The sequence below is a fragment of the Gordonia hankookensis genome (assembly GCF_014673215.1).
GTDB classification, from domain to species: Bacteria; Actinomycetota; Actinomycetes; order Mycobacteriales; family Mycobacteriaceae; genus Gordonia; species Gordonia hankookensis.
In genome coordinates this window covers 227,359-249,593 of sequence record NZ_JACWMS010000004.1, presented here as the reverse complement: position 1 = coordinate 249,593, position 22,235 = coordinate 227,359, and the positions used below count along the sequence as shown (strand labels likewise).

The 22,235-nt window shown below is 68.7% G+C and carries 19 protein-coding genes; 7 read left to right on the top strand and 12 right to left on the bottom strand.

Features of this window, described 5'->3' with window-relative positions; genetic code table 11:
* Positions 1 to 64: 64 nt before the first annotated feature.
* Entirely contained in the window at positions 65 to 616 is a 552-nt protein-coding gene (gene rimP, locus IDF66_RS19310) for a ribosome maturation factor RimP (RefSeq protein WP_190268225.1), read from the bottom strand.
* 176 nt (positions 617 to 792) lie between these two features.
* Between rimP and IDF66_RS19305 the strand changes: the two genes are divergently transcribed.
* Both IDF66_RS19305 and IDF66_RS19300 read left to right on the top strand, forming a co-directional pair.
* Positions 793 to 1,347, top strand: a complete 555-nt coding sequence (locus IDF66_RS19305; protein ID WP_190268224.1) for a hypothetical protein — start codon at positions 793 to 795, stop codon at positions 1,345 to 1,347.
* Positions 1,344 to 1,778, top strand: coding sequence for a ferritin-like domain-containing protein (locus tag IDF66_RS19300; protein ID WP_190268223.1), 435 nt, complete (start codon positions 1,344 to 1,346; stop codon positions 1,776 to 1,778). The genes IDF66_RS19305 and IDF66_RS19300 overlap by 4 nt, the downstream gene beginning before the upstream one ends.
* 107 nt (positions 1,779 to 1,885) lie before the next feature.
* Here the strand turns inward: IDF66_RS19300 and IDF66_RS19295 are convergent, their stop codons facing one another.
* The gene (locus IDF66_RS19295) at positions 1,886 to 3,616 is read right to left on the bottom strand and encodes a proline--tRNA ligase (protein WP_190268381.1); all 1,731 of its coding nucleotides are present in this window, start codon (positions 3,614 to 3,616) and stop codon (positions 1,886 to 1,888) included.
* Between the two features lie 102 nt (positions 3,617 to 3,718).
* Between IDF66_RS19295 and yaaA the strand changes: the two genes are divergently transcribed.
* Positions 3,719 to 4,459: a peroxide stress protein YaaA gene (gene yaaA, locus IDF66_RS19290; RefSeq protein ID WP_190268222.1), complete on the top strand. Its 741-nt coding sequence runs from the start codon at positions 3,719 to 3,721 to the stop codon at positions 4,457 to 4,459.
* A 24-nt stretch (positions 4,460 to 4,483) separates the two neighbouring features.
* Here yaaA and IDF66_RS19285 read toward each other — a convergent pair whose 3' ends face one another.
* The 3 genes from IDF66_RS19285 to cobA all read right to left on the bottom strand — a co-directional run bounded on the left by IDF66_RS19285 (position 4,484) and on the right by cobA (position 7,925).
* The gene (locus tag IDF66_RS19285) at positions 4,484 to 5,014 is read right to left on the bottom strand and encodes a pyridoxamine 5'-phosphate oxidase family protein (protein ID WP_190268221.1); all 531 of its coding nucleotides are present in this window, start codon (positions 5,012 to 5,014) and stop codon (positions 4,484 to 4,486) included.
* A 48-nt stretch (positions 5,015 to 5,062) separates the two neighbouring features.
* Positions 5,063 to 6,580 carry a DHA2 family efflux MFS transporter permease subunit gene (locus IDF66_RS19280; protein ID WP_190268220.1) on the bottom strand — a complete coding sequence of 506 codons (1,518 nt, stop codon included), beginning with the start codon at positions 6,578 to 6,580 and terminating at the stop codon, positions 5,063 to 5,065.
* Positions 6,581 to 6,692: 112 nt separating this feature from the next.
* Positions 6,693 to 7,925, bottom strand: coding sequence for a uroporphyrinogen-III C-methyltransferase (gene cobA / locus IDF66_RS19275; protein ID WP_164306795.1), 1,233 nt, complete (start codon positions 7,923 to 7,925; stop codon positions 6,693 to 6,695).
* Between the two features lie 146 nt (positions 7,926 to 8,071).
* Here cobA and IDF66_RS19270 point away from each other — a divergent pair, with 146 nt between their 5' ends.
* The gene (locus tag IDF66_RS19270; protein ID WP_190268219.1) at positions 8,072 to 9,733 is read left to right on the top strand and encodes an AMP-binding protein; all 1,662 of its coding nucleotides are present in this window, start codon (positions 8,072 to 8,074) and stop codon (positions 9,731 to 9,733) included.
* A gap of 6 nt (positions 9,734 to 9,739) precedes the next feature.
* On the opposite strand, the gene IDF66_RS19265 is transcribed toward IDF66_RS19270, so the two are convergent.
* Positions 9,740 to 10,750: an acyl-ACP desaturase gene (locus IDF66_RS19265; RefSeq protein ID WP_190268218.1), complete on the bottom strand. Its 1,011-nt coding sequence runs from the start codon at positions 10,748 to 10,750 to the stop codon at positions 9,740 to 9,742.
* Positions 10,751 to 10,917: 167 nt separating this feature from the next.
* Between IDF66_RS19265 and IDF66_RS19260 the strand changes: the two genes are divergently transcribed.
* On the top strand, positions 10,918 to 11,586 hold the full coding sequence (locus IDF66_RS19260) for a response regulator transcription factor (protein WP_317628769.1): 669 nt from the start codon (positions 10,918 to 10,920) through the stop codon (positions 11,584 to 11,586).
* Positions 11,587 to 11,635: 49 nt separating this feature from the next.
* Here IDF66_RS19260 and IDF66_RS19255 read toward each other — a convergent pair whose 3' ends face one another.
* The 6 genes from IDF66_RS19255 to mqo all read right to left on the bottom strand — a co-directional run bounded on the left by IDF66_RS19255 (position 11,636) and on the right by mqo (position 19,572).
* Entirely contained in the window at positions 11,636 to 13,318 is a 1,683-nt protein-coding gene (locus IDF66_RS19255; RefSeq protein ID WP_190268217.1) for a GAF domain-containing sensor histidine kinase, read from the bottom strand.
* A complete protein-coding gene (locus IDF66_RS19250) occupies positions 13,315 to 14,769 on the bottom strand; it encodes a cobyrinate a,c-diamide synthase (protein WP_190268216.1) in 1,455 nt (484 codons plus the stop codon). The genes IDF66_RS19255 and IDF66_RS19250 overlap by 4 nt, the downstream gene beginning before the upstream one ends.
* A gap of 43 nt (positions 14,770 to 14,812) precedes the next feature.
* A complete protein-coding gene (gene cobO / locus IDF66_RS19245) occupies positions 14,813 to 15,430 on the bottom strand; it encodes a cob(I)yrinic acid a,c-diamide adenosyltransferase (protein WP_164306789.1) in 618 nt (205 codons plus the stop codon).
* A 39-nt stretch (positions 15,431 to 15,469) separates the two neighbouring features.
* Entirely contained in the window at positions 15,470 to 17,455 is a 1,986-nt protein-coding gene (locus IDF66_RS19240) for a VWA domain-containing protein (protein ID WP_190268215.1), read from the bottom strand.
* Positions 17,452 to 17,958: a GNAT family N-acetyltransferase gene (locus tag IDF66_RS19235; protein WP_190268214.1), complete on the bottom strand. Its 507-nt coding sequence runs from the start codon at positions 17,956 to 17,958 to the stop codon at positions 17,452 to 17,454. Before IDF66_RS19235 ends, IDF66_RS19240 begins: the two co-directional genes overlap by 4 nt.
* 84 nt (positions 17,959 to 18,042) lie before the next feature.
* Positions 18,043 to 19,572, bottom strand: coding sequence for a malate dehydrogenase (quinone) (gene mqo, locus IDF66_RS19230; protein ID WP_190268213.1), 1,530 nt, complete (start codon positions 19,570 to 19,572; stop codon positions 18,043 to 18,045).
* Positions 19,573 to 19,756: 184 nt separating this feature from the next.
* On the opposite strand from mqo, the gene IDF66_RS19225 reads away from it, so the two are divergent.
* Positions 19,757 to 20,842: an alpha/beta hydrolase gene (locus IDF66_RS19225; protein WP_317628768.1), complete on the top strand. Its 1,086-nt coding sequence runs from the start codon at positions 19,757 to 19,759 to the stop codon at positions 20,840 to 20,842.
* Positions 20,839 to 22,233, top strand: coding sequence for a mycothione reductase (gene mtr, locus IDF66_RS19220; RefSeq protein WP_190268211.1), 1,395 nt, complete (start codon positions 20,839 to 20,841; stop codon positions 22,231 to 22,233). Before IDF66_RS19225 ends, mtr begins: the two co-directional genes overlap by 4 nt.
* Positions 22,234 to 22,235 lie beyond the last annotated feature (2 nt).

Sequence of the window (22,235 nt, the reverse complement as noted above, 5' to 3'; positions counted from 1 at the left end):
TGTCCGTTTCGATTGTGCGCAGATCCTGATCGATCGTGGAACCGGAACTCCCCGGCGTGTCCGGTCAGGCTTCGGACCTTCTGCGGCGGATCTCGTCGGGATCGAGCCCGCACAGCTCCAGTTCGGTGACGCTCGGCTGTCCGAAATCGACCTGCACGACGGCGGTGGTCACCGAGTCGAGCGCGACCGTCTCGGTGCGGATCCGCCCGCGCTCGTTGACGACGAGCAGTACCCCGCCGTCGTCGACGGGACCGGCGCGACCGGTGAGGCGACGCGGCGACGCGTCGTCGTCGGTGGCGGCCACCTCGATCGCGACCTTTCGACCGCGGGCCCGCTGCCAATGCCGCGCGGCGGTCAGCGGACGGTCCACACCCGGCGAGGTGACCTCGAGGGTGTAGACGGCGTCGACGGTCGACGGGGCGTCGTCGAGGAGATCGGAGAGTTCGCGACTGAGGTCGGCGAGGACATCGAGATCACTGCCCCCGTCGCGGTCGACCACGACGGTGAGGTCGGTGCGCTCGGCCACCTCGGTGACGACGACGTCCTCGAGGTCGAATCCCGCAGCGCGGACGACTGGTTCGACGAGTTGGCTCACCTGTTCGGCGATGATCGGCACGGGCGCTCCTCGTCTTCAGTTGTCCCGACGGCGCTCCCCGGAGGCGCCGCTGGGCGGCCATTCGACCGGTGAGACGCAATCATCCTAGTGGATCCGATTCGGTCCGGGCGCCGACCCCGGACCCGGCGGACATGGCCCCTGCGCCCGTCCCGGCCCCGGCCGCATCAACTGGCATCATGTGTCGCGTGACCTCACCCCTGACGCGCCGTGCGGTTCTGCGCGGTGGCCTCGCCGTCACGGTCGGGACCGTCGCTGCGGCAACGGTGGCGGCCTGCGACAGCGGACCGTCCCCCGAACAGATCACGGCGGCCGCGCTCGTGCCACTCGCCGACGCCGCATTCGCCGATCAGGCCTCTGCGCAGTCATTGGCGCCCCGCACACCGGAGTATGCGAATGCCCTCGGCGTGGTCGCCGAGCAGCGCGGCGAGCACGCACAGGCTCTCCGTGAGGAGGTCGCGCGCCTCGATGAGCAGACCGCGGGGCGGATCTCGGTACCGGGCGCCGCGACGCCCTCGTCCGCGTCTCCGCCGTCGCCTCGGTCGTCGGCGCCCCCGAACAGTCCCTCGGCACCGGCACCGACCGCGAGCACCGTCGATGCGCTTCGTGCACAACTCGCACGGTCGGCGCGCACGGCAGGCGACGCGAGCGTCAATCTGAGCGGATACTCGGCAGGACTCGCCGGCGCTGTCGGCGCGTCGGTGACCAGCATGGTGGAGGTACAACTCGCATGACCACGACCAGCGATGCCCTGGCCGCGGCCGTCGACGCGGAGAATGCGGCGATCTTCACCTACGGCGTCTCGACCGCCTTCGTGTCGGCCGCCCGCCGCGACACCGTCGCCGAGTACGCCGCGGCACACCGCGCCCGACGCGATGAGCTGGTCGCCGCGCTCAACGCCGCCAAGGCAACGGTTCCGGAGTCGGCGGCCGGCTACACGCTGCCGCTGACCGTCGACGATTCGGTCTCCGCGGTGAAGGCACTCCTCGCCGCCGAGGTGGACTGCACGGTCGCATATCGGGCGCTGCTGGAACGTGCCGAGAGCAGCACCGCCCGCCGGCAGGGGCTCGACGGCCTCACCGACTCGTCGGTACGCGCGGGCACCTGGCGGGTCGCAGCGCGGATCTCGCCGGCGACGGTCGCCTTCCCCGGCCGTCCCGGCTGACGCCCCTCGCCGACAGCAACCCAGGTCCCGCCCACAGCAACGCGAATACCGCCGACAGCAACCGTCCTCGCGTCGGCAGCAACCGATCAGGAGATGCGCGCCCGGCGTCAGCCGCGGGCGACCGCGGTGACCTCCGTTACGGCGTCCGCGACGGCGACCTCGGTGGTCTCGCCGGTGAAACGGTCACGGATCTCGATGGTGCCGTTGGCATATCCGCGACCCACCACCACGACGACAGGCATCCCGAGCAGCTCGGCATCCTTGAACTTGACACCCGGCGACGCCTTGCGGTCGTCGAGCAGCACCGACAGTCCCGCCGCGTCGAGCTCCTCGGCCAACTCGTGCGCGCCGGTGATCGCGGCGTCGTCCTTGTTCGCGATGACGAGGTGCACCGCGAACGGCGCGACCGAACGCGGCCACCGCAGGCCCTTCTCGTCATGGCACTGTTCGGCGATCACCGCGACCAGTCGTGACACGCCGACGCCGTAGGAGCCCATCGTCAGACGCACCGGCTTGCCGCTCTCGCCGAGCACGTCGACCTCGAAGGCGTTGGTGTACTTCTGACCCAGCTGGAAGATGTGGCCGATCTCGATGCCCTTGGCGGAGACGAGCGGGCCTTTGCCGTCGGGCGACGGGTCGCCGTCGCGCACCTCGGCCGCCTCGACGGTGCCGTCGGGCGTGAAATCCCGGCCTGCCACCAGATCGACGTAATGCTTCCCCGATTCGTCGGCACCCGTGATCCACGACGTGCCGTCCACCACGCGCGGATCCACCAGATACTTGATCCCGTTGGCCGCCAACCCCTTCGGGCCGATGTACCCCTTCACGAGGAACGGGTTGGCCGCGAAGTCCTCGTCGGTCAGCAACTCCACCTCGGCCGGCTCGACAGCGGCCTCGAGCCGCTTCATGTCGACCTCGCGGTCGCCGGGGACGCCGATACCGGTGATCTCCCAGTCGCCACCCGGCTGACGGATCTTCACCATCACGTTCTTCAACGTGTCGTATCCGCCGTAGGTGTGCTCGAAGGTCGCGTTCGCCCACTGCACGAGGGTCTCGATGGTCGGGGTGTCCGGTGTGTCGTGCGCCGTGGCCTCGGGGAGGCCGTCGAACGGGATCGGCGCGGGCGCAGGAGTGATCACCGCTTCGACGTTCGCCGCATAGCCCGAGTCGAGGCAACGGACGAACGTGTCCTCACCCACCTCGCTCTCCGCGAGGAACTCCTCCGACGCGCTGCCACCCATCGCCCCCGACGTCGCGGCGACGATCACATAGCTGACCTCCAGGCGCCGGAAGATCTTCTGATAGGCCTCGCGGTGGGCGTTGTAGGAGGACTTGAGCCCGTCGTCGTCGAGGTCGAAAGAGTAGGCGTCCTTCATGACGAACTCGCGGCCGCGCAGGATGCCCGCCCGCGGCCGCTCCTCGTCGCGGTACTTGGTCTGGATCTGGTAGAGGATCACCGGCAGATCCTTGTAGGAGGAGTACTCGCCCTTCACCAGCTGGGTGAACAGCTCCTCGTGCGTCGGGCCGAGCAGCATGTCCGCACCCTTGCGATCCTTGAGCCGAAACAGGCTGTCGCCGTACTCGGTCCACCTGCCGGTCGACTCGTAGGGGTCACGGGGCAGCAGCGCGGGCAACAGGATCTCCTGCGCACCGATCGCGGCCATCTCCTCCCGGACGACGTTCTCGACGGCCTTGAGGACGCGCAGACCCAGCGGCAGCCAGCTGTAGACGCCGGGGGCGGTGCGTCGCACGTAGCCGGCGCGCACCAGCAGTTTGTGGCTGGGCACCTCGGCGTCGGCCGGATCGTCGCGGAGAGTACGCAGGAACAGGGTCGACATCCGTGTGATCACGGGGTTCACCTTAGTCGGGAGCCTTCGGCCACGGCCCTGCGGTATGGGACGGTTCCCGACCCCGTCATTCCCCACCGTTATGGTGTTGCGGTGCTCGTCATCCTGCCTCCCTCCGAGACCAAATCCGACGGCGGGCGCGGTGCCCCGCTCGAGCTGGACACCCTCTCGTTCCCCGAGCTGAATCCGATCCGCAAGCGCATCGCCGAGGCGATCGTCGATCTCGCGAGCGATCTCGACGCCAGTCGCGAGGCGCTCGGCCTTGGCCGCACCCAGCTCGGCGAGATCGACCGCAACGCCGACCTCTGGCTCGCTCCGACCCGCCCCGCGATCGAGCGCTATACGGGAGTTCTCTACGACGCGCTCGACCATCGGTCGCTCACCCGCGCCGGCAGGTCCAAGGCCGCCGACCGTCTGGCCGTGGGGTCGGCGTTGTTCGGTGTGGTTCGCGCTTCGGACATGATTCCGGCGTATCGGTTGTCGGGCGGCTCGAAGCTCCCCGGGTTGCCGACGCTGGCGTCGGTGTGGAAGCCCGACCTGTCCGACAGTCTCGAGACGATCGACGATTTCGTCGTCGATCTCCGGTCGGGCATCTATCAGCAGCTCGGCCCGATCCGGGGCGCGGTCACGGCGACGGTGGTCACCGAGGCCGCCGACGGCAGCCGAAAAGTGGTCAGCCATTTCAACAAGCACTACAAGGGGCTGATGGCGCGCGAGTTGGTGCGGACCCGACGGAACGTACGGGACGTCAACGCGCTGGCCGCGGTGCTGGCCGATGCCGGTCAGCGAGCCGAGATCACCTCGGACGACGCGATCGTCGTCGTCACCGACTGAGCGCCGAGTTCATTCGAACCGCGTTCAGTCGAACGTGAATCGGGTGGCACCGCCCGGCTCCACGGTCAGCAGTGCGGTGGCCGCACGTGGCGTGACGCGATAGACGTACCAGGGCGGCGGGCCCGCCGACGGTGCGCTGAAGTCCGCGGTGAGCGCGACCCCGCTGTCGTCGACGCGACATGGCCATTCGACGGCCCATTGTGCGGCCATCTCGGCCACGACGTCAGGGTCGGTGACCCGATGCGCCTCTCCCTCGACGACCAGGTCGTAGTCGTGCATGGCGAGTGACAACGTGCATCGCGGGTCCCTGGCGACGTTGCGCCCCTTGCGGGTCTCGGCGCCCGTCTCGAACCACAGGGCGCCGTCGTGCCACAGCGCTCCGACACCGGCCACGTGCGGGCGGCCGTCGGCGTCGATGGTCGCCAGCCACCAGGTGTGCCGGTCAGGTCCGCCGGTCCCGGGGGCCTGTGACACGCCGGCGTCCAGGCGCGCGACTATCGGATCCCAGTCGAGCGTGGCGAGCTGGTACAGGTCGGCCAGGTTCTTGGTCCTCATACAGACCCAGACTCGCCGCGGCGAGGAAAATCATCGCTTCGGATGCGCTCAGGGATGTTCGGGGTCGACGTCGAGTGACGCGTTGGCCGCTTCTTGCGCAGCCTGTCCCTCCGCGACCTCTTCCGGTGTGAACCGCATGAACATCACGACGACGGCCGCCAGCACCGCGATACCGGCACAGCACGCGAACGCCAGCCCGTAGCCGCTGGCCTGAGCAGCCAGCTCGGTCGCGTTCATGTCCTCGACCGGGCGCGTGGTGCCGCCTTCCGACAATGCCCGCGAGGTGACCGCGGCACCGACGGCCACGAGGCCGATGGCTCCGCCCAGGTTCTGTGCGACCTGTGCGAGTGCGGTGAGCGGACCGATCTCCATCGGCCCGACCCCGGCGACCACCGACAGCGTGAGCGGTATGACGGCGAAGCCGACGCCGAATCCGATGACGACGACGGGGAGCGCGATGCTCGGGAAATACCCCGGGGTCGCGGTGGCGATCGACGAGGCGTAGAGGCAGCCGGCGAGGATGATCGCGCCACCGACCAGCACCAGCCAGCGCGGCTGGATCATCAGGGCCAGCTTCGAGGCGATCGCAGCCGCCACACCGAGCCCGAAGGCGAACGGCACGACGGCCAGCCCGCTCTGGATCGGCGAGTACTTGAGGATGCCCTGGAGGTACAGCGAGATGAACACCGCCATGCACATCATGATCATGCTGGCCAGGAAGATCGACGCCAACGCGGCGACACGGTTGCGGTTCTCGAAGATGACGAACGGCAGGATCGGGTTGCTCGCCCGCCGCTCGACGAAGACGAAGGCGATCAGCGCGAGCGCCCCCAGGACGAATGAGCCGACCACGACCGGCCTGGCCCAACCGCTCGGCCCCTCGTTGACCGCCAGCACCAGCAACGAGCAACCGAGGGTGGCGAGAATCGCGCCCGGCACATCCAGCGAGAGACGCTCGCCCTGCGACTCGCGGAGGACGGCGATCGCGCCGACGGCGACGAGCACCCCGATCGGGACGTTGATCAGGAACACCAGCCGCCACGACACCTGTGTGAGGACGCCTCCCAGGATGAGACCGGCGACCGACCCGACGCCGGTCATCGCGGCGTAGATCGCAAACGCCTGGCTACGGGCCTTGCCCGGCGCGAACGTCGTCGCGACCAGCGCCATCGCCGTCGGTGCGGCGACGGCGGCCGACGCGCCCTGCAGCGCGCGACCGATGATCAGGCTCGTCTCGTTCCACGCGAGACCGCACAACAACGATGTCGCGGTGAACGCGACGACGCCGACGATGAACATGCGCTTGCGGCCGAAGGTGTCGCCGAGCCGGCCGCCGAGCAGCATCAGTCCACCGAAGGCGAGCACGTAACTGCTGATGATCCAGTTCGCGCCGGATTCGGAGAGTTGCAGGCCATCACGGATCCGGGGCAGCGCCAGAGCCGCGACGGTGCCGTCGAGCACCATCAGCAGCTGCATCCCGCTCAGGACGATGATCGCGGGACCGAAGACGTTGCGGTATTCCGGCACGGCGGTGTGCCCGGGGCTCGACGTTTCCGGTGCGGACATAAAGCCCGACGCTACCGCTCCCGGAGTGGAATATGCCAATCGCCATTGGCCCGTTGAGGGGCATCGTCGCAGGGTCGGACGTCCTGATCAGACGTCCAGGTCGGACCGGATGTCAGGATGGCGCGTCGGTGAACCCGGCGACATCGCCGATCACCACGATCGCCGGTGGCCGCAGGTCGTGCTCCCGGGCGGTCGCCCCCGCATCGGCGAGATCGGTACGGAGCACGCGCTGCGTCGGGAGGGAGCCGTTCTCGATCATCGCGACGGGCGTGTGCGGCGGCTTTCCGCCTGCGAGCAGCGCGTCGGCGAACACGTCGACCCGCTCCACCGCCATCATCAGCACCAGGGTGCCCCGCAGCCGTGCGACGGCGGCCCAATCGATCAGTGAGTCCGGGTGGCCGGGTGGGACGTGCCCCGAGGCGATCACCACCTCATGTGTGACACCGCGATGCGTGACCGGGATGCCCGCCGACGCGGGCACCGCGATCGGACTGCTGATCCCGGGGACGACGGTCACCGGGACCCCGGCCTCGACGCAGGCCTGGACCTCTTCGAACCCGCGGCCGTAGACATACGGGTCACCGCCCTTGAGCCGCACCACGAACTTCCCTGCCTTGGCGCGATCCACCAGGACGGCGTTGATGGCCTCTTGTTTCATGGCGCGCCCGTAGGGCACCTTCGCCGCGTCGACGATCTCCACCTGCGGCCCCAGCTCGGCGAGCAGTTGGGGTGGCGCGAGGCGATCGGCGACCACCACATCTGCCGCCTGCAGGAGCTTCTGGCCACGCACGGTGATCAGATCGGGGTCTCCGGGACCCCCGCCGATCAGCGCGACGCCCGGCGGATGGGGCGCGTCGTCGTCGACGGTCAGCGAACCGTCGGCGAGGGCACGTCCGATCGCGGCACGCAACGCCGCCGACTGCCGGTGGTCGCCCCCGGCGAGCACGCCGAACTGGAGGTCCCGATGGCGGCCGGAGGCCGGCGTGACCGCCGTGCCGAATCGGGCGTCGTCGGTACGGACGCAGAAGGTGTGACGCGCCTCGGCGTCGGCGACGACCCGCGCGTTGACCTCGGGATCGTCGGTGCACGCCATCACGTACCAGGCCCCGACGAGATCGTCTCCCTGGTAGGCGCGGCGGTACACGGTGACCCCGGGCGTGGATTCGACGGCGGGCGTCGGGTCGATTGCGACGACGTGCACCTGTGCGCCTGCCGCGACCAGATTGGGCAGTCGCCGCTGCGCCACCGATCCCCCGCCCACGAGGACGACCTTGCGGCCCGTCAGATCGAGGCCGACGAGGTAGTGACCGCCGGACGAGCCGTCTGCGGATGCTGGTGCCGACATGAGCCACGAGCCTACCGTCCGAACCACACCCGACCGTCGCCAGGACGACGCCTGCGGTACCGGACGCCGAGTCACCGAGGCGGCGTGATCACGGTGATACGTTGCGGATCACCGCCACGTAACCGACGTCACAGAGGGGTGCCCGGATGACCAACCCGTCCACGAGGACGATCGCCGACCTGCTCGCCGCCCGCAGCGACGATCCGGGCATCGCACTGCGTTCCGGTGACGACGCATGGACGTGGCGCGAGTTCGTCGCGGAGTCGGCGGTACGGGCCGCAGCTCTCCGGCGACTGCGCGGTTCCCGGCCCGGCCCGTGGCACGTCGGCATCCTGATGGACAACGATCCCGAGTATCTGTTCCTCATCGGTGGTGCCGCGCTCGCCGGCGTCACCGTTGTCGGTGTCAATCCGACCCGGCGCGGTGCCGAACTCGCCGCCGATGTCCGACGGACCGACTGTGGACTGGTCCTCGTCGGGGCCTCGCGCCGCGAGTTGATCCCCGACTGCGGAGACGTCGAGACCCTCGAGACCGACTCAGCGCACTACGCCTCCGTGATCGACGGCCATCGGCACGCCAACATCGACGACTTCCCCGCCTTCCGCGGCGTCAATCACGATCTGCTGTTGTTGTTCACCTCGGGGTCCACGGGGGCACCCAAGGCGGTGATCTGCAGTTCCGCGCGGCTCGCCGCGATCGGCGAACTCAATGTCCGCGGCCTCGGCCGCCACGACGTCGCATACAACGCCATGCCGCTCTTCCACGGCAATGCGTTGATGAGCGCCTGGGCGCCGATCCTCGCCTACGGCGGGACGTTCGCCATCCGTCCCCGATTCAGCGCGTCAGGTTTCCTCCCGGACGTCCGGCGTTTCGGCGCCACGTTCTTCAACTATGTCGGCCGGTCCCTGACCTACATCCTGGCCCAGCCCGAATCGCCCGCCGAATCCCACACCGATCTCCGCCTCGGCTTCGGGACCGAGGCGTCTGCGGTCGACCGTGCGGAGTTCACGCGCCGGTTCGGCTGCCGGATCATCGAGTCCTATGGCTCCTCCGAGGGAGTCTGCGTGATACTGCGCGACGCCGACACGCCACCGGGGGCACTCGGGATTCCCCGGCCCGAGATGGGTCTGGAGATCCTTCACGACGACGGAACACCCTGTCCTCCTGCGATTTTCGATGGGGACGGAATCATGACCAACGCCGAGGAGGCGATCGGGGAGATCGTGGCGCGCGGCGGCGGCGACCGCTTCGAGGGCTACTACAACAATCCCGAGGCGACGGAAGCGAAGATCCGCGACGGTGATTACTGGTCCGGCGACCTCGCCTACCGGGACGCCGACGGCGTCTTCTGGTTCGCCGGTCGCACCAGCGACTGGATCCGCGTCGACTCCGAGAACTTCGCCACCGCACCGCTCGAGCGGATCGTCGCCCGGTTCCCCGGCCCGCGAGGCGTGGCCGCCTACGGCATCCCCGATCCGCGCACCGGAGACCGGGTGATGGTCGCACTCGAGCTGCCCGCCGCCGACTTCGATCCGCAGGCCTTCGCCGAATTCCTCTCCGCACAGCCAGATCTGGGCACCAAGTGGACGCCATCGCTGGTGCGACTGACCGATGCGCTGCCCCTCACCGCCACCCGCAAGCTCGACAAACCCGCGCTACGACGTGCGGCCTGGTTCACCGACGACCCGATCTTCGAGTTCCGGGATGGCGACTATCACCCGTTCGACGCGATCCGGGCGGCCCGACTCGCCGACGAATTCCGCGCACACGGTAGGACAGACGTTCTCCCGCAGGTGCCGACGAGCTGACGCCGGTCATCGCGCAGGCACGTCGACAAGTCCCCTGGCTCGCTGACGGGCCAGGGCGCGCTCACGTGATTCCTCGAACTTGCCCACCTTGATGTTCATCTGTTCGAGGAAGTCGCCCAACAACTCCCGATAGTGCTCGCCGAGTGGGCCGAAGTCATCGCGTTCGAAGATCCGCCACTTGCGCAGCACCGGCATCACCACCTCGGACATGTGCTGCGGCAGGTCGTAGATCCCTCCCTTGGCGATCAGGACCGCATTGCGACGGAAGTTCGGCATCGTCGCGCCGGGCATCTGGAAGTTCGAGACGATGCCGTAGATCGCGGCCATCGCCTGATCCGGGACCAGGTCGAGCGCACCGTCGACGATGTTGCGATAGAAGAGCATGTGCAGGTTCTCGTCCGCGGCGACACGTTGCAGCATGCGGTCGGCGATCGGGTCGCCGCAGGCCTTTCCGGTGTTGCGGTGCGACACCCGGGTGGCCAGTTCCTGGAAGCTCACGTAGCTGACGGCGTAGAGCATGTCGAAGCTGTGGTCGCGCTGTCCGTCGTCCTCGGGCAGCGGGTTGAAACCGTGCGTCATGTGTTGCATCCGGGTGTTCTCCAGTTCGACGGGGTCCACACCTCGGGTGACCACGAGGTAGTCACGCATCACCACCGAGTGACGCATCTCCTCGGCTGTCCACCGGCCCACCCAGAAGCCCCACGCGTCGTCGAGACCGAAGTTGTCCGCGATCACGCGGTGATAGGACGGGAGGTTGTCCTCGGTCAGGAGATTGGTGATCATGGCCGCCTTGGCCGTCTCCGACAGGTGGGACTGCGACGGATCCCAGTCGTCGCCGCCCAGCGCGGCGAAGTTGCGGCCGTCGTCCCACGGGACGTAGTCGTGCGGATGCCAGTCCCTGGTCATCTTCATATGCCGCTCGACCTCGGTCTCACAGACCGGGAGCAACTCCCGGAGCAGATCCGATCCGGTCATCCGTGTGTCCGTCACCGTCGGTGAACCGATCACGCTCGTCATCGCTCTCCCTCGAAGTCGTACTCGCCGGCCGCCATCGCCGGTGTACAACCAACACTGCGTCACCGGGCGACGTCCTCACGTGAGCACAAAGTCCCGGATCGGCTGGGTCTCAGGTCGTCAGAGTTCAGGTGCCTCCCGCCGTCTGGACCTGCGGTACCGTCGAGGACATGCCTGCCGATGCCACACCGGACAAGCTGGTCCGCGTCTACCTCGTCGACGACCACGAATTGGTCCGACGCGGTCTGCGCGACCTCTTGGGCACCGCCGACGATCTGGAAGTGGTCGGTGAAGCCGCATCTGTGGGTGAGGCGAAGGTCGGCATCCTCGCGACCAAACCCGACGTCGCGGTGCTCGACGTCCGACTACCGGACGGCAACGGCGTGGAACTGTGCCGCGACGTCCGGGCCGAAGAACCGTCGGTGCACTGTCTGATGCTGACCAGCTACGCCGACGACGACGCCTTGCTGGCGGCGGTGCTGGCCGGTGCGTCCGGCTTCGTGCTCAAGCAGATCCTCGGCCACAACCTCGTTGCGGCAGTCCGGACCGTCGGACACGGCGGGTCCCTGCTCGACGACCGCAGCACGGCCGCCCTCCTCGCCAAACTGCGGGACGGCAAGGGTTCGGCCGCCGATCCGCTCGCCGAACTCACCGCACAGGAGCGCGAGGTGTTCGGCCACATCGGCGACGGGCTCACCAATCGACAGATCGCGGAGCGGATGTTCCTGGCCGAGAAGACGATCAAGAACTATGTGTCCCGCATCCTGGCGAAGCTCGACATGCAGCGACGCACCCAGGTCGCGGTGATGGCGACCAAGCTGCGCGACGGCAAGATCTGACGCGCCGAGCTCGTCCCGAGCTCCCCGTTGTTCGTGCGCGGACGCCGTCCTAGCCGGTCAGCGGGACGGACCACGTCAGCGTGGTACCCGCGCCCGGGCGCGTCACGACGCTGAACACCCCGTCGCATTCCTCGGCGCGGCGGGTCAGGTTGTCGAGGCCTCGGTAGACCACGTCGGAACCGATGCCGGCGCCGTCGTCGCTGATCTGCACCGTCAGGACCTCGTCGGCGGCGCTCACCGACACGTCGATGTGTTCGGCCTTCGCGTGGCGCAATGCGTTCGACAGCCCTTCGCGCAGTACGGCATCGATGTGCGGGCCCAACACTTCCGGCACCACGGTGTCCACCGGTCCGGCGAATGCGACGCCGGGTGCGATCGGTGCGCGCACGGCCAGCTCGGACACGATGTCGAGGACGCGGCGGCGCAGCGTGGCGGTGTCGTGATGCCCGGGAACCGTCTGGAGATCGAAGATGGAGGTGCGGATCTGCGCGATGGTGCGGTCGAGGTCGGCGATCACCTGCTCGAGGCGGGCCGTGGTGGCGCTCTGCACCGCCGGGGTGTCCGCCCCGTCTCCCGACGGCTGGGTGGCCAGCATCGTCTGTACCGACATCCCGATCGCGAACAGCCGCTGGATCACGTGGTCGTGCAGGTCCCGGGCGATGCGATGGCGGTCCTCGAGAACCTCCAGATCGCGAGCGACCTGCTGCTGTTCGGCGTAGGCCACCGCCAGCGAGGCCACCTCGGCGACGCCTGCGAGCCCCGACGCGTCCTCCCCATCCCACCGGGGTCGCTCATGGTGGGTGATCACGATGCAGCCGAACACCCCGGCCGCGCGCTGCAGCGGCTGCACAGTGGCCCACTGCGCCCCGCCTCGGACGAGTTCGGACGGCAGATCGACGGCAGGCCGCACCATGTGGATGTCGGTGGGCGGCAACGACATGTCCCCCGCCGTCACGGCCCGCCCGGTGTGCCCGGCCACCTCGACGGGACCGGGGTCGCCGGTGAGGATGAAGGCGTCGACACCGTCGGTGAGCTCGGCAACGTCCTCACACAACCGGGACAGCGTGTCGTCGAGCGCGATTCCGGCCAGCGGCTCCGAGCCACGGCGAGCGATGACCTGCATCCAGCGGTGCCGGGTGCGGGCACTCTCGAACAGTCGGGCGTTGTCCACCGCGATGCCCGCAGCGACGGCGAGCACGGCCACCAGCGTCTCGTCGACCTCCCCGAATTCGAGCGCAGACTGCTTCCCGCCGTCGGAAGCGGAGCGAGCGGGCCGACGTTTCTCCGTCAGATAGATGCTGCCGAACACCGAGCCCCGCACGATGATCGGCGCACCGAGGAACGTGTTCATCGGTGGATGGCCGGCGGGAAAGCCCACCGAGGCCGGGTGTTTCGACAGCGCCGGGATTCGCAACACCTGCGGTTGCTCGATGAGTAGCCCCAACACCCCGCGGCCGACCGGGAGATGAACCATCCGCGCACGCTGCGATTCGCTGATCCCGGTGTACACGAAGGCACTGAGGCCTCCATCAGGTCCGCGCACGCCGAGCGCCCCGTACCGGGCGTCGACCACGGCCGAGGCGACCTCGACGATCCGCTGCAGGGCCTCGTCGAGTTCGAGTCCCTGTCCGACGACGAGCACCGCCTCGAGGAGATCGCGCAGGACCGCGGGATCATCGACGCCATGTCGGGCCAGTGCGTCGAGAGCCTCGTCGAGCCCCTGATTGCTCATCCCGTGCGCTCCGCCGCCTCGTCTCGTCCCGAGCCGGTCACCTCGGCGGCGCGCCGTGCCGCGGACACGAATCGCGTCACCGCAGCGGGATGGCCGGCCGGATGGACATGGAGGTAGGACGCGTGCACCGAAGCCTGCACGAATCCGTGTGTGCCGGCTGACCCCTGATGATCGCGCCATGCCCACGCGGGCGTGATCTCGCCCCCGGCCTCGACGGTGGATCGATGGAACTCGTGTCCGGTGACACGCTCACCGGCGACAAATGCCACGGAATCCGCGACGGCCACCCCGTCGCGGTAACCCAGGGTCAGGGTCGGGCCGAACCGCCCGACCACGTCGAGCACCCCGGCCATCGGATGGCCGTCGAGTTCGGTTGCCAGATAGAGCAATCCGGCACATTCGGCGAGGATCGGACGACCCGCTCGGGCGTGTGCGGCCAGCCCGGTACGCAACGGTTCGTTCGCCGACAGCACCTCGGCGTGCTCTTCCGGGAAACCGCCCCCGACGACGACGGCGTCGGTGCCGGGCGGCAGCGGATCATTCAGCGGATCGAACCCGACGACGTCCGCGCCTGCGGCGGTGAGCAACTCGCTGTGTTCGGCGTAGCCGAACGTGAATGCGGCACCACCCGCGACCGCCACGATCGGACGCCGGGCGCCCGAACCGCCCGAGCCGGAGCCGGAGCCGCCGGTGGCGACCGCGTCTGCCGCCGACCAGGCATCGACCGGCCCCTGTCCACGACTGCGGGCCGCGGCCACGATCGCCGGGAGATCCAGCGCAGCACCGACCGTGGTGGCCATCGCGGCGACCGCTCGGACCGCGTCGTCGCGACGTTCCGCGGCCGGGATCAGCCCGAGGTGTCGCGACGGCACCTGCAGATGTGGGTCCCGACGCAGCACTCCGAACACCGGCAGACCGGCACGTGCACACGCCTGACGCAGAACGGTCTCGTGGCGATCCGAACCCACCCGGTTCAGGACGACCCCCGCGACGTGGATCGACGGGTCGTACCCGACGAAGCCCTGCAGTAGGGCGGCGAGCGACTGGCTGTGTCCGGCCGCGTCCACCACCAGGACAACCGGTGCGCCGATCAGTTGGGCGACATGGGCTGTCGAGCCGAAGCCACTCGGACCGCCATCGGCGTCGTCGGGCAGGATGCGGCCGTCGAAGAGCCCCATCACCCCCTCCACCACGGCGATGTCGGCGCCCGCGGTCCCCGCGGCGAACAGCGGTGCGACGACGTCCGTCCCCACCAGGTTGGGGTCGAGATTGCGGCCGACCACCCCGGCGGCAACCGCGTGATAGCCGGGGTCGATGTAGTCGGGCCCGACCTTGAACGGCGCGACGCGGTGTCCGGCGGTCCGCAGCGCCCCGATCAGTCCGGTCGACACCGTCGTCTTCCCACTCCCCGATGCGGGGGCGGCGATCACGACGGCGGGGACCGGACTCATCCCGGCCCCTCCGGAACGGGAGCCGGGGCATCCGAGGATGGCGTCACCACTCGATGCCCTTCTGCCCCTTGCGGCCGGCATCCATCGGGTGCGCGACCTTACGCATCTCGGTGACGAGGTCGGCGGCGTCGACCAGGGCCGACGGGGCGCGGCGCCCGGTGATCACGACATGCTGCCGCCCGGGTCGACCGCCGAGCGCGGAGACAACCTCGTCGGTGTCGACCCAGCCCCAGTCGAGCGGGTAGGTGAACTCGTCCAGCACGTAGAAATCGTGCTGCTCGGCGGCCAGCCGGCGGGCGATCTCCGCCCATCCGGCACGAGCGGCCTCGGCATGGTCGGCATCATGGTCTTCGTTGGCACGCAGCCACGACCAGCCCTGCCCCATCTTGTGCCATTCGACCGGACCGCCCTGACCGGTCTGCTCGTGCACGGTGCCCAGCGTGGTGAGCGCGGTCTCCTCGCCGACGCGCCACTTGGCGCTCTTGACGAACTGGAACACGGCCACCCGCATGCCTGCGTTCCACGCACGCATCGCCATCCCGAACGCCGCCGTCGACTTCCCCTTGCCGTCCCCGGTGTGCACTGCCAGGACCGGCTGGTTCCGGCGTTGCCGGGTGGTGAGCCCGTCGTCGGGGATGGTGTCGGGCACTCCTTGCGGCACTGCGGCCTCCTGCCGTTTCTCGCTGGTGCAGAACAGATGTCAGGCGGCCCGTCCCGGACGGGCGAGCACGTCGGCGGTGAGTTCGTCCATCGGCAGGCATCGGGCACCCATGGCGGCGGCGAGGTCGTTCGCCAGACCCAGCCGGATCATGCCCTGCTCGCAGTCGACGACCACCGCGTCGATGTCTCGGCGCCCGATCGCGGCGGCGGCCGACCGTGCACGGCCTGCGGCATCCGGGCCCGCGGTCGCACGCCCGTCGGTGAGGACGACCAGCAACGGACGTCGCTGCGGCTCCCGGCGTCCGGCCCGCTCGATGAGTTCGGCCGCGGTGGTGATCCCCTCTGCCAACGGGGTGCGCCCGCCGGTGCGGATGTCGGCCAGCCGGCGCACGGCGATCTCGACGGACTTGGTCGGCGGCACGGCCACCGATGCCGACGCCCCCCGCGCGACGACCACCGCCACCCGGTCGCGCCGGGTGTACGAATCGCGGAGCAGGTCGACGCACACACCACTCACGGTGGTGAGCCGACGTCGCGCGGTCATCGAACCCGACAGGTCGACGAGGAAGACGACGAGGTTGCCCTCCTGACCGATGCGCTGGGCGGCGCGCAGATCGTCGGCGACGACCCGCATCGGCGACGACTGCCCCGACCCCGTGGCCACCCACGAACCGTGGTGTCGCTCGGCCGCATTCAAGATGGTGCCGAACAGATGGACCGGCCGGCCGTGCTCGAACGCGGTCGCATGTGTGGTGTGCCCCCGACGGGACCGCGCGCGCGATCGGCGTCCGGGATCGCCGTCACCGACACCGTCCACCCGCAGTCTCCGCACGGTTGGTGCGCTCGCGCGGGGCTGCGGTGTCCCGAATCGCGCTCCCGGGGCAGGCGCCTTCTCGTCGGCATCGGAATCGCCAGCGGTGTCGGTTCCCGGATCTGCTGTCGTCCCGCCGGATTCATCCGCACCGGCAGTGGCATCCTCGCCGGGGGCGTCGCTCCCGCCCGGTCCCTGGTCCGTGGGATCGGGATCGTCGTCGGGCTCCCCCGATCCGGCGGCCTCGTCGCCAGCATCCATCGCATCATCGAGTTGTTCTGTGGTCAAACCTGATTCGTCGAACGGATTCCGGCGCCTGCGGTGTGGCAACGCCAGCTCGACGGCCACCCGGACATCGTCCTCGGTGACCTCGAGGGCCTCGCGCCATGCGGCGTGCGCAGCCGCCGTCCGCGCGACCACGATGTCGCCGCGCAACCCGTCGACGTCGAGGTGTGCGCAGATCCCGGCGATCCGACGCAATTCCACTGGCGGGATGCTGACCGACGGCATCAGCTCGCGGGCGGTGCCGATCCGTCGCGCCAGTTCCCGCTCCGCGTCTTGATGGCGCGCCGCGAAACGATCCGGGTCGGCATCGAATTCCATTCGGCGCGAGACGATCTCCACTCGTTCCGAGATGTCGCGGCCGGCGGCCACGTCCACCGCGAGGCCGAACCGGTCGAGCAGCTGCGGCCGGAGCTCCCCTTCTTCCGGGTTCATCGTCCCCACCAACACGAAATCGGCGGATTGGGTGTGCGACACACCATCTCGTTCGATGGTGACCCGGCCGCTGGCGGCGGCGTCGAGGAGCACGTCGACGAGGTGATCGGCGAGGAGGTTCACCTCGTCGATGTAGAGCACCCCGCCATCGGCCCGTGCCAACAGACCGGGGGTGAACTCCGCTCGGCCCTCACTGAGTACCGCGGTCAGGTCGAGGGAGCCGATGACGCGGTCCTCGGTGGCGCCGATCGGGAGTTCGACGACGCGGCCTCGGGCGTCGTCGTCGGTCGGGGTGGGATCACCGGCGAGAAGCGGGCCGAGTCCCCGGACGATCGTCGACTTGGCCGTTCCCTTCTCACCACGGATCAGGACTCCCCCGATCCCGGGCGAGATGGCGGACAGGATCAACGCGAGCTTCAGCCGCTCCTGCCCGACGACGGCGCTGAACGGGTAACGCGTCAGGGTCGGTTCCCCCACCGAACGGTGTCGACCGCTCATCGGACGGTGTCCGGAGAGGCACCGACGTGATCAGTTGCCATGCCGCGGTCCCGGACCATCGAGACGTGTGGGATGCCGTCTTCGAGGTACTCCCCACCCTCGGTCACGAAACCGAACTTCGCATACATCTCGACCAGATAGGCCTGCGCCTCGATCCGACACGGATCGTCGCCGACCTCGGCGAGCGCGGCCGACAGCAGACGTGCGGTCAGCCCCTCACCACGATGCGAGCGCTCGGTGCACACCCGGCCGATACGCAACAGGGGCCTGCCGTCGGCCGACGGCGGTTCGGTCAGGAGCCGCAAGGTGGCGATCACGCATCCTTCGGTGTCGGAGATCCAGAACTGACGTGTGTTCGGCTCGAGGTCGCGGCCGTCGAGTTCCGGGTACGGGCAGGCCTGTTCGACGACGAAGACGTCCACCCGCAACCGCAGGATCTGATAGAGCGTCGCCGCATCGAGATCCGCAGCCGGGCTCTGGTGCAGTTGCCCTACCGGAGTCATGGTGTCGTGACTATCACATCGGCGTTCGGTCGCACCAGCCGTGCCCGTGACGATCGGACGGCGCCGACGTCGGCGGCATCGATGTCACAACGCCGCGGCAGGTGCGCGATCCGCCTCGACCCGGGTGTCCACGGCGCCGCGCTTGAGTTGCAGGCTGGCCGTGGTCCAGTCCCAGACCTGGCGGAAGAGATCGCGATTGTCCGAGAGCTTCTGTCCGAACGACGGGATCATCTCGGTGAGCGCCGGTCCCCATCCCGCGTATTCGTTCGGGAAGCACTTCTCGAGCACCTGGAGCATCGCGGGCACCGCCGTCGAGGCGCCCGGTGATGCGCCGAGCAGGCCCGCGATCGTGCCGTCTCCGGCCGTGACCACCGCGGTCCCGAACTCGAGTGTGCCGCCGACGCCGGTCTTGCGGATCACCTGGACCCGCTGGCCTGCGGTGATGATCTCCCAGTCACCGCCGTCGGCGCGCGGGACGAACTCGCTCAGCGTGTTGACGCGATCCGCACGGTTCGCCGCGAGTTCGCTGATCAGGTACTTGAGCAGCCCGAACTCCTGTGGAGCGATGGACAGCATGGGCAGCAGATTGTTCGCCTTGACCGAGTAGGGCAGGTCGGTGATCTTGCCGTTCTTGAGGAACTTCGGCGACCAGCCGGCGTACGGACCGAACAACAGTCCCGGCTGGTGATTGATGACTCGGGTGTCGAGATGCGGCACCGACATCGGCGGCGCGCCCACGGCGGCCTGCCCATAGACCTTGGCCTGATGTTCGGAGATCAGGTCGGGGTTCGTGCAGCGGAAGAACTCGCCCGATACCGGGAATCCGCCGAACCCCTTCGCCTCCTTGATGCCCGAGCGCTGCAGCAGGTGGAGTGCGCCGCCACCGGCCCCGACGAAGACGAACTTGGCGTGGACGGTCCGCTTCTCCTTGGTCCGCAGGTTGCGGACCTTGATGACCCAGCTGCCGTCCGACTGCTTGGACAGATTGGTGACGTCGTGCCCGTAGTAGATGTCGGCGCCGGTGCGACCGACGAAGTTGAGCAGCTGTTGGGTGAGGGCGCCGAAGTCGACATCGGTGCCGTCGGTGAACCAGTTCAGCGCGACCGGGTCGGAGAAGTCGCGACCGGCCGACATCAGCGGGAGCCGCGCGCTGAACTCGGTCGGGTCGTCGATGAACTCCATGCCCTCGAAGAGCACCTGCCCGGCCAGCCGGTCGTAGCGCTTGCGGAGGTAGTCGACGCCTGCGGGACCGTGCGTGAAGCTGACGTGTGGGATCGGGTTGATGAATTCACTCGGGTCGCCCAGGATGCCGTTGTCCACCGAGTTCGCCCAGAACTGCCGAGAGACCTGGAACTGCTCGTTGATGTTGAGCGCCTTGTCGATGTTCACGTCACCATCGGCGGTCCTGGGCGTGTAGTTCAGTTCGCAGAGTGCCGAGTGGCCGGTGCCCGCGTTGTTCCACGGATCGCTGCTCTCGGCACCCGCGGCGTCGAGCCGTTCGAACAGGCTGATCGACCAGTCGGGTTGCAGGCGCCGCAGCAAGGCGCCGAGGGTGGCGCTCATGATTCCGGCACCGACCAGCGCGACGTCCGTCTTGATCACCGATTGAGACACGAGGAGCTCTCCTTCGCACAGGTTGGACGATCGAGGCCGACGGCTCTCGCCGCTGTGGTCGTCCCTGTCAACGGCCATTGTTCCCCATCATCGGCCGAACGACGGAATCGCCTGGGGCAAAATGTGGGCTGGGCGACACTTGGCGCCGGTATCCGCATGCGGGGGTTTCTCTACAGTGGATGCCGTGACCGCAACCCACGGGGCCGCCCGTCAGGATGGACCGCCCACCGCGAACTGGCAACCCGATCGCCTGCTCGACCGCTATGAGATCCTCACCCTGCCGTTGGGGCCCGATCCCGACGGCGAGGACCCGATCACCGCCACTCTGGTCCGCAAGTCAGGCGACGCCGACACGAGCTTCCCCAACGGAGCCGTCCTGTACGTGCACGGGTTCACCGACTACTTCTTCCACGAGCCCCTCGCCGACTTCTTCCATGAGCGGGGTTACGCGTTCTACGCCCTCGATCTGCGCAAGTGCGGGCGTTCCCTGAAGCCGCATCACACCGCGCACTTCACCACCGACCTGCGCCAGTACGACGAGGAACTCGGCCGGGCGCTCGATGTGATCGTCGACGAGACGTCGGCCGACGGTGCGCCCGCCCGGGTGATCGTCGCCGCCCATTCCACGGGGGGCCTCATCACGCCGCTATGGCTGGATCGGCTTCGCACCGCGGCACCCGATCGCCACGCCCACGTGAGCGGTCTGCTCCTCAACAGCCCCTGGTTCGACCTCCAGGGCAGCCCGGTCCTGCGATCGCTCCCGGTCTCGCTCCTCCTGCGCGGTGTCGCGGCCGCGCGACCGAGAACGGTGATCCCCCAGGAGCTGTCCGATGGCTACGGCCGAAGCATCCACGAGACCACCGGCGGCGAATGGACGTTCGACCTGTCGCTGAAGCCGATGGGCGGATTCCCGGTCACCTTCGGGTTCCTCACCGCGGTCCGCAGAGGCCAGGCGCGACTGCACCGTGGCATCGATGTCGGTGTCCCGACGTTGGTGTTGCGGTCGGACAAGACGCTGTTCGACCGCGGTCACGGGGCCGGCGTGGACAACGCCGATGTCGTCCTCGACGTCCGGCACATGGCCCGCTGGAGCGGCTATCTGGGCGACCGCGTGTCGGTGACGCCCGTCGCGGACGCGCGTCACGACGTGTTCCTCTCGGTCGAGAACGCCCGCGACCAGGCCTACCGTACGGTCGACGCGTGGATGCGCACCACCCTCTCGGTGCCCGCCGGCGGCGCCGACACCCGATCGCTGGTGGGCGGCGCATGACCGGGACACAGCTCGTCGACCTCGCCATCATCGGTTCCGGCAGCGGCAACTCCATCCCCGACGAGCGCTTCGACGACCGGACGATCGCCATCTTCGAGGAAGGTGTCTACGGCGGCACCTGCCTCAACGTCGGCTGCATCCCCACCAAGATGTTCGTCTACGCCGCCGAGGTGGCCGAGATGGCCCGCCATTCCGACCGGTACGGCGTGCACGCGCGTGTCGAATCCGTGGACTGGCCTGCGATCGTCGATCGGATCTTCGGCCGCATCGACCCGATCTCGGCCGGCGGCAAGGAGTACCGCGTCGACCGGTGCCCGAACATCACCGTGTACTCCGCGCACGTCGAGTTCGACGGCCGTGACGACGACGGCCGATACCGGCTCGTCACCCCCGACGCCGTCGTGCTCGCCACCGAGGTGGTCATCGCCGCAGGCTCACGTGCAACCGTGCCGCCGATCATCGCCGAATGCGGTGTTCGCTACCACACCAGCGACGACGTGATGCGCCTCGAGAGACTTCCGGAGCGGCTGATCATCATCGGAAGCGGCTATGTGGCAGCCGAGTTCGCCCACGTCTTCGGCGCGCTCGGCACCCAGGTCTCGATCATCGCGCGAGGTCCGGCATTGCTCCGGCACCTCGACGCCGATATCGCCGCACGGTTCACCGAGATCGCCGCGGAGAAATGGGACGTCCATCTCGACACCCACGTGACCGGGGCTGTCGACCTGCCGGACGGCGGGGTGCGGGTGAGCTTCGAGGACGGCACCCACGTCGACGGTGACGCATTGCTGGTGGCCACCGGACGCAAACCGAATGGTGACCGACTGAACCTGGGATCGGTCGGGGTCACCGTCAACGAACACGGCCGTGTGGCCTGCGATCGACACGGCCGCACCGATGCCACCGGTGTGTGGGCCCTCGGCGACGTGAGTTCTCCCTATCAGCTCAAGCATGTCGCCAATCACGAGGAGCGGGTGGTCCAGGCCAACCTGCTGAAGGGCTGGGATGCCGACGATCTGGTCGCCTTCGATCATCGTTTCGTTCCCGCGGCGGTGTTCACACATCCACAGATCGCGTCGGTCGGCCTCACCGAGACCCGAGCCCGCGACCTCGGACTCGACATCACCGTGAAGGTGCAGGCCTACGGCGATGTCGCCTACGGCTGGGCGATGGAGGACTCGACGGGGTTCTGCAAGCTGATCGCGGAGCGCGGCACCGGCCGCTTGCTGGGTTGCCACATCATGGGCCCGCAGGCGCCCACCGTGATCCAGCCGGTCATCCAGGCGATGTCGTTCGGCCTCAACGCATCCGACATGGCGCGTGGGCAGTACTGGATTCACCCGGCCATGCCCGAGGTGCTGGAGAACGCGCTGCTCGGCCTCGAACTCTGAGA